The sequence below is a fragment of the Pseudomonas fluorescens group sp. genome (genome assembly GCF_020093335.1).
GTDB classification, from domain to species: Bacteria; Pseudomonadota; Gammaproteobacteria; order Pseudomonadales; family Pseudomonadaceae; genus Aquipseudomonas; species Aquipseudomonas petroselini.
In genome coordinates, this window is record NZ_JAIOKW010000004.1 from 213,309 (window position 1) to 231,088 (window position 17,780).

Genomic DNA, 17,780 nt, shown 5'->3' on the forward strand with positions numbered 1-17,780 from the left:
TGGGCTAGGCGATGTGTCGCCAGTCGAGCCCTGAATCTTGATCGGCCAGTTGCAGCCAGTCCGGGTCGCACCCGAGGGTGTCGACAAAACATTGCCGGGCCAGCTGCGGCAGGTTGTTCTTGCTGCTCAGGTGGGCCAGGACCAAGTGTTGCAAATCTTGCCAGCCCAACTCATACACCAGGTACGCCGCCTGGTGGTTGTTCAAGTGTCCCAGTTCGCCGCCCACCCGCTGCTTGAGAAAGTAGGGGTAATGACCGCGAGCCAGCAGGTCTCGGCAGTGGTTGGACTCGATCATCAAGGCATCGAGGTTCCGGTAACCGTCCAGCACCTTGGCGCAGTAGGAGCCCAGGTCGGTAAGCACGCCGAAGCGCCGCTCACCGTCACTGAAGACATACTGCGTCGGTTCCTGGGCGTCGTGCGCCACGGCAATCACATCGATGCTCAAGGCACCGATTTGCAGCTGCTCGCCACCGGCCAGGAAACCTGCGGGTTCAATGGGTTTGCGCATCCCGCGCAAGGTACCGCGACTGAGGTACACCGGAAGATTGTAGCGCCGAGACAGCAAACCCACGCCATGCACGTGGTCGGCATGTTCGTGGGTCACCAGAATCGCGCTCAGCTGCGCGGGGTGAACCCCCAGGCGCAACAGGCGACGCTCAGTTTCTTTTAATGAGAAACCACAATCCACCAGCACGTACGTGTCGTCGTGGGCGACCAGCGTACCGTTCCCTTGGCTACCGCTGCCGAGAACGGCAAAACGCACCGGATCAGCCCAGGTTGTCTTGAATCACGCCCAACACTTTGCGCGCCGTTTCAGCGGGCGCAACGGTATTGATGTTCTTCTCGACGGTAACCTGCACGCTTTCGCCAACCTTGCTCAAACGAACCTGGTAACGCTCGGCGCGAGTCTCGATTTCTTCCTTGGTCGGCTTACTACCGAACAGCTTGCCGAAGAAACCGGGCTCTTCATCTTTACGCTCGGCCTTTTCAGCCACGTTGATGTAGTACAGGCCGAGGCTGCGGTTGATGTCTTCTACGCGCCAAGGGCCCTGCTCCAACGCGCGGCCGACACTGGCCCAGGCGCGATCAAGGTCTTCACCCAGGTTCAGCACCACGTTGCCGCTGCCGTCTTCGGTGAGGCTGACGCGGCTCGGAGTGTCGTAATCACGGGCGGCGAGCAGGGACACGGAGCCGCCCTTCTCGGAGATACGGCTCATGCTGGCCAGCATTTCGTCGACCAGTGCCGAGTCGACGCCGGTGTTGACCGAGCGGTTGGTGAAATCAACGTTGGCGGTGCTGCCGGCAGGACGCTCGGCGCTGACCACGTAGACTTCACTGGTATTACGCTGCACGCCTGGCTCGATGCGCACACGCACACGGGCTTCGCTGTCGGCGGCTACACCACCGGCCTGCAGGCGCTTGGCCATGGTGGCGGACAATTCGCTGCCCTGCTGCCATGCCGTGGTGAATTCACCGGTCTGCGGGCGCTGCTCGTCGATACGGAAACCGTTGTCCTGGAAGAACTGCACCGCCACTGGCCAGACTTCGGCAGGTGGACGCTGGGCCACGATCCAGCGGGAGTCGCCGCTCTTCTGCAGGCTGTAGTCGCTGGCATCCGCCACGGCCGAGATCGGCTGTGGACGTGGCACCACGTATTCACCTTTGGTGGTGTCGTCGGCGACGTTGCGCGGGATCGGCAGCAACGGGTCAAGGCGCTTGGCGACGTTGACGCCCGGCGGCAATTCCATCGGTTTGGTGGGTTGTGCTTCCAGGTAATCGCTGCCGCGGTCACGGAAGTAGCCTTCCGGGCCCCAGATCCAACCGCAGCCACTGGTGCTGGAGATAATCAAGGCAAGTGCGGAAAGTCCGGCCAATCGCTTCATGCGTAGTGCTTCCTCAATTAAACCAGGACGCCGGACTGGCGCAGGGCCTGTCGCAGCGGTTCGTGACAGGCTTCGCTTAGACGGGTGAGCGGCAGACGGATACCGTCCGGCATCATGCCCATTTCAGTCAGCGCCCACTTCACGGGAATAGGGTTGGATTCGATAAACAGTGTCTTGTTGAGCGGCATCAGCTTCTCGTGGATCGCGCGGGCGGTCACGGCGTCGCCGGCAATGGCGGCGGCGCACATGTCGCTCATGGCACGCGGGGCCACGTTGGCGGTCACGGAGATGTTGCCTTTACCGCCCAGCAGGATCAGCTCGACCGCGGTGGCGTCGTCACCGGAATACACCAGGAAATCGCTGCTCACGCCGGCCAGGATATCCTTGGCGCGCTGCAGGTCGCCGGTGGCTTCCTTGATACCGATGATGTTCGGCACGGTGGACAGGCGGATCACGGTCTCGGCCTTCATGTCGCACGCGGTACGACCCGGCACGTTATAGAGGATCTGCGGGATAGCGACCGCTTCGGCAATGGCGCGGAAGTGCTGGTACAAGCCTTCCTGGGTCGGCTTGTTGTAGTACGGGGTCACCAGCAGGCAGGCATCGGCGCCGGCCTTCTTGGCGTTTTTGGTCAGCTCGATCGCTTCACGCGTCGAGTTGGCGCCCGTACCAGCGATCACGGCGATACGGCCCGCGACACGCTTGACCACGAATTCGATCACCTGGATGTGTTCTTCCACATCAAGGGTGGCCGATTCACCGGTGGTGCCGACCGCCACGATGGCGTTGGTGCCTTCTTGCAGGTGGAAGTCCACCAGTTTGCCCAGGCTGTCCCAGTCGAGACGACCTTGTGCATCCATGGGTGTGACCAGTGCCACCATACTGCCCGCAATCATGCAACCGCTCCTGCCGGAAAAAGAGAGCCGTAATGGTACTGGCGCCAAGATGCTTGTACAAGCGAAGTACCGCGTGAGGATGCGTTCTGGCGCAACTAAACGACGGGCAATGCCATCATTGGACAAAAGCATGCTCTGACGCACGATGAAATCAGACCGATCACGTAATGAAAACGCCACCTCCTATCCCTTGGCGGCGGTTTTCGCTACCCTTCATCCTTTGATCGATACAGCCCTCACGGTATCGACCGCTCATCGTTTTAGGAAGGCTGCATGTCCACCCCCACAGTTCGCGAACAATTCCTTGTTATCAGTGCCCTCGGCGCCAACCCCATGGAGCTGACCAACGTCCTGTGCCGCGCCAGCCATGAAAACCGCTGCGCCGTCGTGACCTCCCGCCTGACCCGCCATGGCGAGTGCAGCGCGCTGGTCTTGCAGATCTCCGGCACATGGGATGCCCTGGCGCGCCTGGAGACGGGCCTGCCGGGCCTGGCCAAGAAGCATGATTTCACCGTCAATGTGGTACGCAGTGCTGCCCTGGAGAATCGTCCCCAGGCCCTGCCTTATGTCGCCTATGTCAGTTCCGCCTATCGCTCGGACATCGTCAACGAGCTGTGCCAGTTCTTCATCGACCACAACGTCGAACTGGAGAACCTGACCTGCGACACCTACCTGGCCCCGCAAACCGGCGGCACCATGTTGAACGCCACGTTTACCGTGACCTTGCCGGCTGGCGTGCAGATCAGTTGGCTGCGCGACCAGTTCCTGGATTTCGCCGATGCCCTGAACCTCGACGCCTTGATCGAGCCATGGCGCCCACAGAACCCAATGTAAGGAAGTTTTTCATGACGGTAGTCATCGACAAACCTGTAGCTGATTTCGAAGCCCAGGCCACCAGCGGCCAGACCTTCAGCCTCGCAGCCCTCAAGGGCAAGCAAGTGGTGATCTACTTCTATCCGAAGGACAGCACGCCGGGTTGCACCACCGAGGGCCAGGGCTTTCGCGACCAGTACGCAGCGTTCAAGGCGGCCAACACCGAAGTGTTCGGCGTGTCGCGCGACAGCGTGAAGTCGCACGAGAACTTCAAGGGCAAGCAGGAATTCCCCTTCGAGCTGATCAGCGACAAGGATGAAGCGGTTTGCCAGCTGTTTGATGTGATCAAGTTGAAGAAGCTATACGGCAAGGAATACTTGGGCGTGGACCGCAGCACCTTTCTGATCGACAGCGAAGGTGTGCTGCGCCAGGAATGGCGCGGCGTGAAGGTGCCAGGCCATGTGGATGCCGTATTGGCGGCAGCACAGGCTTTAAACAAAGCCTGAAACGCGGGCGTTTGTAGTGAGCGGGCTTGCCCCGCGCTGGGCTGCGAAGCAGCCCCAATACAGCCGCCGCGGTCTTTCAGATAAAACGCGAATGCAGGTTTTGGGGCTGCTGCGCAGCCCGGCGCGGGGCAAGCCCGCTCACTACAGTAAGTTATTTGTGACGTTACAACAGCGGCGCTACCACCGGCTCTTGTCGTGGCCATGCATCCAGCACCGCCTTGAACAGTGTTGCCAGCGGGATCGCAAAAAACACGCCCCAGAAACCCCACAGCCCACCAAACAACAGCACTGCGCAGATGATCGCCACTGGGTGCAGGTTGACCGCCTCAGAGAACAGCAGCGGCACCAGCACGTTGCCATCCAGCGTCTGGATGATCCCGTATACCGCCATCAGGTAGATGAACTGATCGCTCCACCCCCACTGGAACAAGGCGATCAGGGTCACGGGCACGGTCACCACCACGGCGCCGACGTACGGTACCACCACTGAAATGCCGACCAGCAATGCCAGCAAGGCCGCGTAGTTCAGGTCCAGGGCGATAAACGCGATGTAGGTCACGCCCCCGCAGATGATGATCTCGATAACCTTGCCACGGATGTAGTTGGCGATCTGCCGGTTCATCTCTTCGGCCACGCGTGTGATCAGCGCGCGCTCGCGGGGCAGATAGCCACGCACCCAGCGACCGATCATGGCGCGATCCTTGAGAAAGAAGAACACCAGGATCGGCACCAGCACCAGGTAGATCATGATGTTGACCAGCAGCGGCAGGCTGGACAAGGAAAAGGTCAGCGCCCACTGGCCGAATTTTCCGATCTCGCCGCGCGCCACTTCGATGGCTTGCAACACCTGCTCGTCCGACACCAGATGCGGGTAGCGCTCCGGCAACAGCAACAACAGCGATTGCCACTTGGCGAGCATGCCCGGCAACTCATTGAACAGCGTGATCAGCTGATGCCATAACAACGGCAATACCACCACGATAAACAGCACCAACAGGCCCATGAACAAGGCAAAGACCAGCCCCACCGCAGCACCGCCCGGCAAGCGCAAGCGTTCCAGCGTGGTCACCAGGCCCTGCATCAGGTAAGCCAGCACCATCCCCGCCAATACGGGCGCCAGCATGCCGCCCAAGGTGAGCACGGCCGTAAAGGCCAGAAACAGCAGGACCGCCAGCACCACGGCCTCCTCATCGGAGAAGTAGCGCTGAATCCAGTCTCGTAACACTTTGAACATCAATCAACCTCGGGTGGTGGGGGCAAACGGTTCAGGCCTTGCGCAACCAATAGCGGTACACACCGGCGGCGTCTTCTTCATGCAGCAGGGTGTGGCCGGCCAGTTTGGCAAAGGTTCGAAAGTCGCGCTGGGAGCCAGCGTCCGTGGCGATCACCTTAAGCACTGCGCCACTGGCCAAACGATTGAGTTCCAGCTTGGCCTTGAGCAAGGGCAACGGGCAATTGAGGCCGCTGGCATCGAGTTCGGCATCAAAGGCTACAGCGTCGGTCATGTTTTTACTCCGGGCACGCGTTTGGGTTGCTTAGAATATCTGGTCCGAAGCTCAGTGTCCGGCTACAGTAAGCTCTTTGTCGAAAGGCTCTGTGCATGACTTTTTTGCGCCCTACCCTGCTGACGCTGGCTTGCCTGCTGGCCTCCCCAGGCTTCGCTGACGACCTACCGTCACTTGGCGACGCCAGTTCTGCCATTGTCTCGCCACAACAGGAATACCAGCTGGGCCGTGCGTGGCTGGCTTACCTGCGGGGCCAGGTCTCGCAGCTCAACGACCCGCAACTCAAGGACTACGTCGAGACCAGCGTGTACAAACTGGTGGAGACCAGCCAGGTCAACGACCGGCGCCTGGAGTTCATCCTGATCAACAGCCCGCAACTGAACGCCTTCGCCGCGCCTGGCGGGATTGTCGGTGTGAACGGCGGCCTGTTCCTCAACGCCCAGACCGAAGGCGAATATGCCTCGGTACTGGCTCACGAATTGGCGCACTTGTCCCAACGCCACTTCGCCCGTGGCGTTGAAGCGCAACAGCGCATGCAGATCCCGATGATGGCCGCGCTGCTCGGCGGCATCATCGCGGCAGCCGCCGGTGCCGGTGATGCCGGTATCGCCGCCATTGCCGGCACCCAGGCCGCCGCGATCCAGGAACAACGACGGTTCTCCCGCCAGAACGAACAGGAAGCGGACCGCATCGGCATCCTCAACCTGGAAAAAGCCGGTTACGACCCGCGCTCCATGCCGACCATGTTCGAGCGCCTGATGCGCCAGTACCGCTTCGATGCCAAGCCACCGGAATTCCTGCTGACGCACCCAGTCACCGAATCGCGGATCGCCGACACCCGCAACCGTGCCGAGCAGTCCAAGCCTGGTGGCAAGGAAGACAGCCTGCGCTATCAGCTGATTCGCGCGCGGGTGCAGTTGCAATACGAAGACACCTCGGGCCTCGCCGCCAAGCGCTTCCAGGCGCAGTTGGACGAGAACCCGAAGAATGATGTGGCGCGCTACGGCCTGGCTATTGCACAAATCAAAGGCTCTCAGTTCAAGCAGGCACGGGAAAACCTGGCGGCGCTGCTGGCCAAGGCGCCCAACGACATCACTTACAACCTGGCGCAGATCCAATTGGACATCGACAACAGCCGCCTGCCGGATGCCCAGCAACGGACGGATCGGATGCTGACCCAGTATCCGGGCAACTATCCGTTGAATCAGGTGCGCGTGGATCTGCTGCTCAAGCAGAACCGCACGGCGGACGCGGAAAAGGCGTTGGACAGCTTGCTCAAGTCGCGTCCGGATGATCCGGACGTCTGGTACCAGGTCGCCGAAACACGCGGGTTGTCCGGCAACATCATCGGCCTGCATCAGGCCCGCGCCGAATACTTTGCGTTGGTGGGTGATTTCCAGCAGGCCATTCAGCAATTGGACTTTGCCAAGCGTCGGGCCGGTAACAATTTCCCACTGTCGTCGCGCATCGACGCACGCCAGCGTGAGTTGATCGAGCAGGAACGCTTGGTTAAAGGGATGATGAGCTAAACCGACCAGGCACAAAAAAGCCCCGCCCTCGTTAAACGAAGGCGGGGCTTTTTGTTTTTACCGATTTACTCAGCCAGTTTGAAGGTGATGAAGCTGGCACGCCCCTGGCGCAGCACGCGCATCGACACCGAACGGTTCTTCGGCAACGCCTTGGCGATGTCGGTGAGTTGCTTGGTGTTGTCGATTGCCTGGTTGTTCAGGTGCGTAATCACGTCACCCGGCTGCAGGCCGATCAGGGAGGCAGGGCCGTCCTGCACTTCCTTGATCACGACGCCGCTCTTGAGGTCGAAGCTCTTCTTCTGCTCATCGGTCAACTCGGCCACGGCGATACCCAGGCGATTGCTGCTGCGCTCGGCACCTGGCTTGGCGTTGCCCAGTGCATCCAGCGTTGCGCCTTCTTCAGGGATGGCGCCCACCGTCAGCTCAACATTCTGGCGCTTGCCTTCGCGGATCACTTCCAGCTTGGCCTTGCTGCCAGCCTTGAGTGCGCCTACCAGATGCGGCAGGTCGGCCGACATGACGATCGGCTGGCCGTTCATGCTCAGGATCACGTCGCCGACTTGCAGGCCACCTTTGGCAGCCGGACCGTCGTCCTGGATCTGCGCGACCAGGGCACCGGCCGGTTTGTCGAGGCCAAAGGACTCAGCCAGGTCTTTGTTCACTTCCTGGATGACCACACCCAACCAACCACGACTGACCTTGCCACCGCTTTTCAGTTGATTGGAAACATCCATGGCGACGTCGATCGGGATCGCGAACGAGACACCCATGAAACCACCGGAACGCGTGTAGATCTGCGAGTTGATGCCCACCACTTCGCCCGCCAGGTTGAACAGCGGACCACCAGAGTTACCTGGGTTGATCGGCACGTCGGTCTGGATGAACGGCACGTAGTTTTCGTTCGGCAAGCTGCGGCCGATGGCGCTGACGATGCCTTGGGTAACGGTATGGTCAAAACCGAACGGCGAACCGATGGCAACCACCCACTGGCCGGCTTTCAGGTCCTGGGATTTACCCAGTTTCAGCACAGGCAGGTCTTTGCCTTCGATTTTCAGCAAAGCCACATCGGAACGTGGATCGGTGCCGACCAGCTTGGCTTTCAGCTCACTGCGATCAGCCAGGCGCACGAGAATCTCATCGGCGTCGGCAATCACGTGATTGTTGGTGAGGATATAGCCATCCGGCGAGATGATGAAGCCCGAGCCCAGGGACTGAGCTTCACGTTGACCACCGCCGCCGCGCGGTGCGCGCTGTTGCGGCATGCCACGCTCGAAGAACTCGCGCAGCATCGGTGGCAGGCCTTCCAGGTCCGGCATCTGCTGGTTGGAGACTTTGCGATCCGGCAGTTTTTGCGTGGTACTGATATTCACAACTGCAGGCGAGGCTTGCTCAACCAATTGGGTGAAGTCAGGCAGCTCGACTGCTTGCGCAGGTAAGGCCTGACCCAGCACCAACACTGTGGCGACTATGGATAGGTAAGACTTCAAACGTGGTATCGACATACAGCTCCCGTTACGACGAGCAGGGTTGAGCGACAGGGTTCAAGAAACGCCGAAAACTGCGACCGACATCTTTGTTCCGCGAACAAATCAAGGCCAGAGCCGACAAGCCCTGACCTATAAAAAACATGAAGGATTTTTGCAAGTGAAAATGCTGATCCAGACATTTCATGCTCTCGGCAGCCAACCTGGCATGGAAATACAGTGAAAGGTCAGGATGAACATAGGATTAACGACTCACGGCTGGGGGACTGGCTTTTTTTCACCGCGCACCGACAACGCGATACGTTCTGCGGTGCCGATGGGTATTTCACCCACCACCGTCACCATCATCTCGCCGTCCACCGTATTGAGGCGACGCGATACTGCAACCGTAGGGCCCAGCTGAGTGCGGGTTTCGGTCACGCTCACATCGCTGATCGGCTCAAGGAACACCGAGAAACGCGCCAGCCCGTCTTCATACATCAGGCTGTCGACAGTCGCTTTGGTGTGGGTGTCTTTGTGGGCGCTGCTACGGGTCAGTTGAAAACCGGGTGGCAACCACTCCATATGCCAAGTCTCGGTAGACTGCACTTCTGGCGCCTTGCCATTAGCGACGGCGATAGGCGTGCATTCACCACTAGGTTGCAGATCACGTTCGTCAGGTACCTGCGAGGTATCCAACCGCGTGAACTGGAAGCGCTCCAGCAATTGCCCTTGGTCGTTCAACAACAGGGATTTGAGCGGCAGCGCGGTCTCTCGATCCAAGTGCAATTCAAACCCATAACGGTACTGGTCGCGCGGCGTGATCGATACGATGACCGCATTTCTACCGGCCACACGGGATTTGCCAATGACGGCCAGTTCGTAGAATTCATTGAGTTTTTGCGGATCCAGCGCACGTGAGGGTGCATCACGTGAATTGCCCAAGCCTGCGACGAGGGTGCCGCTGACACATTGTGTACGACCGTCCAACCGCACGACTTCCTGGGCGGAACCGTCGAGTTGCAAGAGCCGCTCACGGACTTGACCATTCTGGACACGATGCCAGATGTCATGGGTAGAAAAACTGCCGTTACGTTCGTAAACGAACGTACCTTGAAAGCTCTGCTGCTGCTCTGCACGCCCAAGTCGAGTCAGCCAATCTTGGGCTTCATCGGCGTGGGCGGGGAGTGCAAACCAACTACTGAGCAAAAGCGTAAGGAGCGGTATGGCTCGCATAGAGCTCCTTACGGATTAGCGGTTTTCCAGACTTGCTGCGCGAGCGTATGGCAGAGCGCTTTCAGTGCCTTTCAGGGCTGATTCCTGTGCGTGTTGACGCAGGTAACCTGGAAGACGCTGGTCTTGCCAGCCGGATTGCCCTTGCAACACACCGTTAGCCATAGGGCCGGTGGTGTCGGAGCTTTCCTTGTAGCCGGCCAGTACCGCTGGGCCTTTGACTTGCGGACCGGCCATGACCGGCTGCTGAGTCTGTTGGGCGAGCTCGGCACCCGCGATTTCGTCTTGATTGTACAGGCGAACACCGGCCAACACGGCAACAGTCACCGAGGCTGCAACTGCCAGGCGACCCAGGCTACGCCATGGACCACGAGTAGCTTTAGCCGGAACGGCTTCATCAGCCAGCGCAGCAGAAACAGCCGCAGCAATATCCAGACGAGGGATTAGAAGATCCTTGTGCATCACCGCCCGAGCGACTTGGTAACGAGACCAGGTGTCACGGGTTTCGGCATCATCAAATGCATTGAGCACTCGACGAAGTTCCAGTTCATCCGCTTCGTTATCCATCACTGCGGACAGCGATTCCTGCAGGGCATCACGACTCATGGCGGTTCCTCTCTTGGCTGTCGCCGCTGTCTTTAGTTCTCTTGCAACAACGGTTGCAAGGCTTTATCGATGGCTTCCCGGGCCCGGAAAATCCGTGACCTTACAGTCCCCACCGGACACTGCATGACGCTCGCAATGTCTTCGTAACTCAGACCATCGAATTCACGTAAAGTTAACGCCGTACGTAAATCTTCTGGCAGTTGCTGAATTGTGCGATGAACGGTGCCTTCGATCTCGTCGCGCAGCAATGCACGCTCCGGCGACTCGAGATCCTTGAGGCCGTGATCACCATCGTAAAATTCCGCATCTTCTGAACTTACATCGCTATCTGGTGGGCGGCGTCCGCGAGACACCAGATAGTTCTTCGCCGTGTTGATGGCGATGCGGTAGAGCCACGTGTAAAACGCACTGTCACCGCGAAAATTACCAAGTGCACGGTAAGCCTTGATAAAGGCCTCCTGTGCAACGTCCTGCGCTTCATGGGTGTCGTGCACAAACCGCACGATCAACCCGAGAATTTTGTGCTGGTATTTCAGCACTAGCAGATCAAAAGCTCGCTTGTCGCCGCGTTGAACGCGCTCGACCAGCTGCTGATCCTCTTCCTGGGTTAGCATGAACACTCCTCGTTGTACTTGAAGGAGGCTTGCATAACTAAACGATCAGGCTTGCAAACATAGACTCGGTCTTTTCGCAAAAGTTCTCCCCCTTCAAGCAAGTTTCCGGCACGCACTGATTTGGCACACACGAAAAACGCAGTACGGGCAACGCCGACTGCGCGAATAATCTTGTCGTCGGTTTTCTGACGCGTCCAATGCTCCCGACGGGCCAATAAACTCAACGTTTTCCCAGCTTTCGGGCAACCTGCTATTGAGTCGAGGCTTATGCAAAAAGTTCCCGCTTCAATAACCAGCCGATTTTACCCCAAGCTGTGCACCGTAATCTCACATTGCCACGAATGCCCGGCTATTGTGCCGCTCCACCCCTCTATATACTAGTAGCCCGTGTGACCCTTTGATTCGCCGATCCAGGCGTCCTGTTTGCGCCCCCTCTTCGGATCGCTTTTTGCGGAATCCTTCCAATGAGCCAACAGTTTCAACACGATGTCCTGGTGATCGGCAGCGGCGCGGCCGGTTTGAGCCTTGCGCTGACCCTCCCGGGCCACCTGCGCATTGCGGTCCTGAGCAAAGGCGACCTGGCCAACGGCTCGACATTCTGGGCCCAGGGCGGTGTCGCCGCCGTGCTGGACGACACCGACACAGTGCAATCTCACGTCGAAGACACACTCAACGCCGGTGGCGGCCTGTGCAATGAAGAGGCGGTGCGATTCACCGTCGAGCACAGCCGCGAGGCGATCCAATGGCTGATCGATCAGGGCGTGCCGTTCACCCGTGACGAACACGCAGGCAGCGACGACGGCGGCTTCGAATTCCACCTGACCCGCGAAGGCGGCCACAGCCACCGTCGCATCATCCATGCCGCCGACGCCACCGGCGCAGCCATCTTCAGAACCCTGCTCGATCAGGCGCGCCAACGCCCCAACATCGAGCTGCTGGAGCAACGCGTCGCCGTCGACCTGATTACCGAGAAACGCCTGGGCCTGGAAGGCGACCGCTGCCTTGGCGCTTACGTGCTCAATCGCGGCAGCGGCGAAGTCGACACCTACGGCGCGCGCTTCACCATCCTGGCGTCAGGCGGCGCAGCCAAGGTCTACCTCTATACCAGCAACCCCGACGGCGCCTGTGGCGACGGCATCGCCATGGCCTGGCGCTCCGGTTGCCGCGTGGCCAACCTGGAATTCAACCAGTTCCACCCCACCTGCCTGTATCACCCGCAGGCCAAGAGTTTCCTGATCACCGAAGCCCTGCGCGGTGAAGGCGCACACTTGAAATTGCCCAACGGCGAACGCTTCATGCAGCGCTTCGACCCACGCGCCGAGCTGGCCCCACGGGATATCGTCGCCCGCGCCATCGACCACGAAATGAAACGCCTGGGCGTCGACTGCGTCTACCTGGACATCAGCCACAAACCCGAAGATTTCATCAAGACCCACTTCCCCACCGTCTATGAGCGCTGCCTGGCATTCAACATCGATATCACCAAAGGGCCGATCCCGGTGGTGCCGGCCGCTCACTACACCTGCGGCGGCGTGATGGTCGACCAGCACGGCCGCACCGACGTGCCCGGCCTGTACGCCATTGGTGAAACCAGCTTCACCGGCCTGCACGGAGCCAACCGCATGGCCAGCAACTCGCTGCTCGAATGCTTCGTCTATGCGCGCTCGGCGGCGGCGGACATTCTCGAACAGCTGCCACGCATTGCGGTGCCTGCCGCCCTGCCCCGCTGGGACGCCAGCCAGGTCACAGACTCGGACGAAGACGTGATCATCGCGCACAACTGGGACGAGTTGCGCCGATTCATGTGGGACTACGTAGGGATCGTGCGCACCAACAAGCGCCTGCAACGCGCGCAACACCGGGTGCGGCTGCTGCTGGATGAGATCGACGAGTTCTACAGCAACTACCGAGTAAGCAGAGACCTGATTGAACTGAGGAACCTTGCCCAGGTAGCGGAACTGATGATCAGGTCTGCCATGGAACGTAAGGAATCTCGGGGTCTGCACTACACGCTGGACTATCCAGGGTTACTGCCAGAGGCGAAGGATACGATCCTTACACCGACCTAATGAGGCACGTTAGGAGCCCATAGCGTAGCACCATAGGACCCCGGTTTGTAACAGCTTTGGCGCACATTTGTCCCAATGCTGGGGTCCTTATCGCCTGCCCGCAAGGGTCCCTATCGTGCGCCTGAGCGAGCGTGCGGGGGCCTACGGGGGTAAGCGCGCAGGTTAGTAGTTACAGGTGGTCACTCAGAAATTTCTGTCAGATCCTTAAAGGGCTCCCGACACGTCCGATATGACCTCTCCGACCAGTCCAGCGATTAGCTCGCCATGAGCGCAGCCATAAAGAACCGCTACGGTTCCGACCAGCTTCCATGTGGCTTTCGACATGGCGATAGCCTTGAGGACGGCCAACCATTGTTTCTTGGCGGCCATAGCGGTCTCCTACGTGAAGTCTGATAAAGAACGTGGGTCATTGCCCTGCACATTTTGCATAGCAACGCATTTCACATGGGCTGATCTGAAGGTCCACCATTTAGATAGACGCTCAGATCAACCCACGAGGCCCATTACGGACCTCATGGATACAGCGGGTGTTACGGCTTGGCGACTACACGGGTGATCAACGGGAAGTCTACGGTCTCGACCTGAAGTTTCTCAGTAGGGTCTTCAGGGTTTGCCAGCTTGATCCTGACCTTGGCCTGAGCCATTACGTCAGCCACACCGCTCACCTCAAAGTCCCAGCCCTGTACGCCAGCGTTGCGAGTGGTATGGACCTGCCATACGTCGCCTTCTTGATCATGGCGGAACGACAGCGAGGCAAAGCCCTTAGGCAACATGAAGACGCCACGATCAGACCCAGAATAGAACTGGGTGCGGCACCCCAAAAGATCCTCAATGGATTCGACACCGGCACGCTGGACAGCACGCTCAAGCATTGCCTGCTCGGTCATGTGCATCAGCAATACGAAGTCGCTCAAGGAGTTACCTACCGACTGGTTAATGCTCATGGTCAAAGCGTCGATCCAGTCCTCAGCACGATCACGCGGAGTGGTGCCCGCAATGGTGACCTCCTTGGCTTCGACGCTTGGAGACTTGATCAGAATGTCCACGACGGTAGACCCACAGGCCTTCTCGAAGTCGGCCAGCATCTTGTCCATCATCTGCTCCATGCCGTTGCCAGTGAAGCCAGCAACAACGTGGGCATCCAGAAGGGTGAAGCGGTGCGAGAAGAATGCAGCGGTATTGGTCGGCTCAGTGAAGATGAAGTCGCCCGCTACGGCTTCCCCTTTAGTGATCTTGGAGTGATCGTAGATCGACTGGCGCGGGTCAAACTCGACGTTGCGATTGACCATGTTGACCAATTGCACAGGGGTCGGCTCGGTTCCTTTCGGGCGGAACTCACAGGGGATCGCATCGACAGCGTTGTCGTGCCACTCGCCACCATTGAAGAATTCGTCCATGGCTTGGGTGATGACCTCGGCCAGAACACTGGAGTCAGTCGCCTGGGCTCCCATAGAGGCCTCGGTGGAGAACTGAAGGTTACCGCCATTGCCCCATGAGGCTACCGTATGGGAAGTCGGCGTGGCGTAGCGGTCGCGTTGGTCGCGGTGATCGGTAGATTTGGATGGGTTGGACATGAAATCGGTCTCCTGAATAAAGTTGAGAAAGGACAGGCTTAGTTGTTGTCGAGCCAGTTGCCAGACGAGAAGTCGCTACGACCATTGGCACTGCGGATAGCGCGGCCCATGTCTTGATACTTGCGCTCACGGTCTTCACGCTTGGCACGGCGGCGCGCTTCGTCCAAAGGGGTGGACTCGTAGGACTTGACGCGCTCTGCATGTTCACGAGCGTCTTTGAGGCGCTCTGCATGTTCACGCTCAGCGGCCAACTTGCGGGTCTCGATGGACCTCACGATGGCCGGAAAGGCAGCAGCGCTCAGACCAGCGTCCAGGTACTGGCTTACGATGACTTCCTGGGCGGGCTTATTGGTTCCCGCTGTGGCAATCAAGGTAGCCAGCATCACGCCTTCAGCGTAAGCACGAGCCACGACCTGACCTTGTACTTCGACAGTTTCAGGGGTTACGTTTTGGATATTAAGTTGCATGGTGTTGGGTCTCCTACATCGAGACATTGATTCATGGCCTTGCCGCATAGAGGCAACGTGACCAGATGGCAAGGAGTAGCCGCACGGTCCTCTCAAGGTCATGATCAATATCTTCTGGGTTTGGGTTAGTTAGTGCGATCACGGGTCTGTAGCTTGGCGGGTGTGATCCGGGTGCCGATGGCGGACGGCGGTAAGTTAAAGCGGGCAAGTGATCGGTTGGCGGGTTAGTGGGATTCGTATAGGGGCACGCATAACGGCGTCAAGATTCATGCTGGTTGTTGTAGCGATGGACTCAACGAATGAGACCATGACCGGATTGATCGCCTTCAGGTGTCCTATAAGTTTCTCGTAGTTCACCCCATGCTCATCGCTGGAGGTCACTTGTTCGCGGACGTGCCAGTCACGCCAAAAGGTGCGCAGGGTGATCAGCTTGGTTCGACTTGAAGGGGACACAAAGAATGCGTTGAGCTGGTCGGTAAAGGTCACGGGTGTGGCTCCCGCTGGTGATACGGGTAGCGCTGACGTTTACGTGCCTCCCGATAGTAGTGGAGCCTACGCTCGATGATGGCGCGGCGTTCCTCTTCAGGGACCCCGGCGAGCATGAGCTTCAGACCCAAACAAAGTAGGTGACGCTGGCGGTTACTCAATGGGTGGCGGCTCATTGGGTCACCTCCTTCGGCAGGTGGGCAGTCGTCATGCGAGCAGCGCCTTCGCCCTTTATGTCGATCACATAGCCGTCATTGTCGACCACAGGTCGGGGCTTGCGGTGTTCGATCAGAGCCTTGGCGATGTTCTCAGCGTTCGGTCGCAGCCATTCATCGACACCTTTGAGGGTGACCTTGAAGAGGTGGCCGGTCAGTTGAATAGCCTTGTTGGCCTTGCTCACGCGCTTGGCATCACCGCGCTCAATGAACTTCGGAGCGAGAGAGGTCAGCCCGTTAGAGCGCCGTGCAAGCCCCTTATCGACCAGCATGGCGAGAACCTTATCGGGGTTCTCTACGCCAGCCAAACGGCAAGCTTCACGCCACGTATAGCCAGATGTACGACCCTTACGGACATGTTCATCGTAAGCAGGCGCCATAGCATCGACTCGGGTTTGTAGGTCATTCAGTGTGGCTGTGATTGCCTGCGAAGCGAACGCCGGGTTAGCTGACTGCTCAAGCTCGATCCATCGACCGACTACAGTGTGCCGCAGCCCAGTGTCATAACCGGTGATAAGAGTGAATACCATTTGCTTGTTCAAGACCAGCATTCGGAGAACTTTACCTTGGGCAGTGGTATAGCTCGATTCGGTGGCCCCAGATTTGGGGGCTCCTACTTGTGCTATTACCCGGTCAACATCTCGAAGCACGTGGTCGTGACGCTTGCCAGTCATCGCAGCAATCTCGATGGTGTTCATGGTGATTTCTTTGATACCGTTAAACATAGTAGTGGTGTCCTTTTTGAATGCTCCCTGAGTTCGCTCCCACAGGCCGACCGTCAAGGCCCCACTACGGGCATCGACTATGGTTCAAGGAGCATTCAGAAAGACTTGACGTTGATATAAGCCCAGCGACGGGCGTAGAGGAATCCAGGCAGACCAATTAGCGGAGCGGTCTGTCTCTGTTATTGTGAGGGTTTTTAATCCGGTCATTCCGAAGACTCAACGAGCCGTTACGGTCACGCTTCTGTCACCACGAAACCGACGATAGACCAAGGTCTTAACGATCAACTTTAAGGTAACTCTTAGAGCATTCTCTTTAAGTATCATTTCTTATTAGTTTAATCTATAAAGAATACTAACTCCAAGTCCTCTTTAAGCTCTTAAAGGTCTTTAAGTTAAAAGGCCCCTGTACTGTGCGATCAGAGATAGGAGGCCCAAACCTATCAAGGGTCTACTCTCACGAAGTGAACAGACAGAATCGCTACAGTGGACCTGATGCTGGTCCCGCAGATCCCGTTAGGGCTGCGCTTGGTGGTCATGGCGTCTTGGATATTGGGCTACCTGAGAGAGGTAGCGTTGGTCACTGGACGTACACGCCTTGCCCGCAGAGGGCCACCTTGGAGGTGACCTTACGGCATCTTGGATAGGAAACCACGTTGATGTGATCTATCCCTGTTATTGTGAGGGTTTTTAAATTTCCTCTCAAACAGACACACTCACAAACTTTTACCATCAGAATTTTTTATACTCAGATCTGCAACTTCACAGATAAACTTAGCAATAAATGAAGCAACATTCCCGCTATCAAATATGAAATCACTTTCAAACTGATATTCACCACTAACATTGAGGGTCACTAATTTCCCCATCTTATTTTTGCAATCCCCAGCAGTAACATACCACTTACTCAAATCTATTTTCTTGCGCTTTGAGCTGATAACTCTCCCTGCCAATACAGCGATAGGAACATCACTTTTATTTTTTGAGAACTCAAACGAACCCGGCATAGCTTCCCATGTAGAACCGTCTTCTGCTGAAACAATCTTTATCCAGCCCTTATCGGCAGACGCAGAGAAGCTAACAAATAAAAGCAAAGCACTCGCCAAAATAATCAGAGATTTGTTATACGCCCTCAACATCTTAAGTCACACTCCTTAGATACATCACTCAGATAACACCCCAGGCAGCAGCTACAGCCT

At 58.0% G+C, this 17,780-nt stretch carries 19 protein-coding genes; 4 read left to right on the forward strand and 15 right to left on the reverse strand.

The features are described from left to right. Window positions 1-4: 4 nt before the first annotated feature. Genes K7431_RS07035 through dapA form a run of 3 tightly spaced genes read right to left on the reverse strand, consistent with a single transcriptional unit; the run spans window position 5 to window position 2,779 of the window. The gene (locus tag K7431_RS07035; RefSeq protein ID WP_012722776.1) at window positions 5-763 is read right to left on the reverse strand and encodes an MBL fold metallo-hydrolase; all 759 of its coding nucleotides are present in this window, start codon (window positions 761-763) and stop codon (window positions 5-7) included. Window positions 764-767: 4 nt separating this feature from the next. After that, the gene (bamC, locus tag K7431_RS07040) at window positions 768-1,883 is read right to left on the reverse strand and encodes an outer membrane protein assembly factor BamC (protein WP_012722775.1); all 1,116 of its coding nucleotides are present in this window, start codon (window positions 1,881-1,883) and stop codon (window positions 768-770) included. Window positions 1,884-1,900: 17 nt separating this feature from the next. Beyond that, window positions 1,901-2,779, reverse strand: a complete 879-nt coding sequence (gene dapA / locus K7431_RS07045; protein ID WP_012722774.1) for a 4-hydroxy-tetrahydrodipicolinate synthase — start codon at window positions 2,777-2,779, stop codon at window positions 1,901-1,903. A 273-nt stretch (window positions 2,780-3,052) separates the two neighbouring features. On the opposite strand from dapA, the gene K7431_RS07050 reads away from it, so the two are divergent. Further along, entirely contained in the window at window positions 3,053-3,613 is a 561-nt protein-coding gene (locus tag K7431_RS07050; RefSeq protein ID WP_012722773.1) for a glycine cleavage system protein R, read from the forward strand. 11 nt (window positions 3,614-3,624) lie between these two features. Then, a complete protein-coding gene (locus K7431_RS07055) occupies window positions 3,625-4,098 on the forward strand; it encodes a peroxiredoxin (RefSeq protein WP_012722772.1) in 474 nt (157 codons plus the stop codon). Window positions 4,099-4,261: 163 nt separating this feature from the next. Here K7431_RS07055 and K7431_RS07060 read toward each other — a convergent pair whose 3' ends face one another. Continuing rightward, window positions 4,262-5,332 (reverse strand): AI-2E family transporter, encoded by a 1,071-nt coding sequence (locus K7431_RS07060; protein ID WP_012722771.1) that lies wholly within the window; start codon window positions 5,330-5,332, stop codon window positions 4,262-4,264. Window positions 5,333-5,363: 31 nt separating this feature from the next. Continuing rightward, window positions 5,364-5,603, reverse strand: coding sequence for a sulfurtransferase TusA family protein (locus tag K7431_RS07065; protein ID WP_010212198.1), 240 nt, complete (start codon window positions 5,601-5,603; stop codon window positions 5,364-5,366). Window positions 5,604-5,698: 95 nt separating this feature from the next. On the opposite strand from K7431_RS07065, the gene K7431_RS07070 reads away from it, so the two are divergent. Then, window positions 5,699-7,132 carry a M48 family metalloprotease gene (locus K7431_RS07070; RefSeq protein WP_012722770.1) on the forward strand — a complete coding sequence of 478 codons (1,434 nt, stop codon included), beginning with the start codon at window positions 5,699-5,701 and terminating at the stop codon, window positions 7,130-7,132. A gap of 65 nt (window positions 7,133-7,197) precedes the next feature. Here the strand turns inward: K7431_RS07070 and K7431_RS07075 are convergent, their stop codons facing one another. The 4 genes from K7431_RS07075 to rpoE form a co-directional block, all read right to left on the reverse strand. Then, window positions 7,198-8,634, reverse strand: a complete 1,437-nt coding sequence (locus tag K7431_RS07075; protein ID WP_012722769.1) for a DegQ family serine endoprotease — start codon at window positions 8,632-8,634, stop codon at window positions 7,198-7,200. A gap of 234 nt (window positions 8,635-8,868) precedes the next feature. After that, complete coding sequence (locus K7431_RS07080) at window positions 8,869-9,831, reverse strand: MucB/RseB C-terminal domain-containing protein (RefSeq protein ID WP_012722768.1); 963 nt, start codon at window positions 9,829-9,831, stop codon at window positions 8,869-8,871. 15 nt (window positions 9,832-9,846) lie between these two features. Further along, window positions 9,847-10,434 (reverse strand): sigma-E factor negative regulatory protein, encoded by a 588-nt coding sequence (locus K7431_RS07085; RefSeq protein ID WP_012722767.1) that lies wholly within the window; start codon window positions 10,432-10,434, stop codon window positions 9,847-9,849. Between the two features lie 32 nt (window positions 10,435-10,466). Then, window positions 10,467-11,048, reverse strand: a complete 582-nt coding sequence (gene rpoE / locus K7431_RS07090; RefSeq protein WP_003172477.1) for an RNA polymerase sigma factor RpoE — start codon at window positions 11,046-11,048, stop codon at window positions 10,467-10,469. Window positions 11,049-11,512: 464 nt separating this feature from the next. On the opposite strand from rpoE, the gene nadB reads away from it, so the two are divergent. Next, the gene (nadB, locus tag K7431_RS07095; protein ID WP_012722766.1) at window positions 11,513-13,117 is read left to right on the forward strand and encodes an L-aspartate oxidase; all 1,605 of its coding nucleotides are present in this window, start codon (window positions 11,513-11,515) and stop codon (window positions 13,115-13,117) included. Window positions 13,118-13,321: 204 nt separating this feature from the next. Here nadB and K7431_RS07100 read toward each other — a convergent pair whose 3' ends face one another. The 6 genes from K7431_RS07100 to K7431_RS07125 all read right to left on the reverse strand — a co-directional run bounded on the left by K7431_RS07100 (window position 13,322) and on the right by K7431_RS07125 (window position 17,720). Further along, window positions 13,322-13,486, reverse strand: coding sequence for a hypothetical protein (locus K7431_RS07100; protein WP_158309466.1), 165 nt, complete (start codon window positions 13,484-13,486; stop codon window positions 13,322-13,324). Window positions 13,487-13,647: 161 nt separating this feature from the next. Continuing rightward, window positions 13,648-14,691, reverse strand: a complete 1,044-nt coding sequence (locus K7431_RS07105) for a hypothetical protein (RefSeq protein WP_012722765.1) — start codon at window positions 14,689-14,691, stop codon at window positions 13,648-13,650. A gap of 38 nt (window positions 14,692-14,729) precedes the next feature. Then, entirely contained in the window at window positions 14,730-15,158 is a 429-nt protein-coding gene (locus K7431_RS07110; RefSeq protein WP_043204946.1) for a hypothetical protein, read from the reverse strand. Between the two features lie 195 nt (window positions 15,159-15,353). Beyond that, entirely contained in the window at window positions 15,354-15,644 is a 291-nt protein-coding gene (locus tag K7431_RS07115) for a hypothetical protein (protein WP_012722763.1), read from the reverse strand. Window positions 15,645-15,816: 172 nt separating this feature from the next. Next, entirely contained in the window at window positions 15,817-16,584 is a 768-nt protein-coding gene (locus tag K7431_RS07120; protein WP_012722761.1) for a Rha family transcriptional regulator, read from the reverse strand. A 713-nt stretch (window positions 16,585-17,297) separates the two neighbouring features. Continuing rightward, a complete protein-coding gene (locus tag K7431_RS07125) occupies window positions 17,298-17,720 on the reverse strand; it encodes a hypothetical protein (RefSeq protein ID WP_012722760.1) in 423 nt (140 codons plus the stop codon). Between the last annotated feature and the right edge of the window lie 60 nt (window positions 17,721-17,780).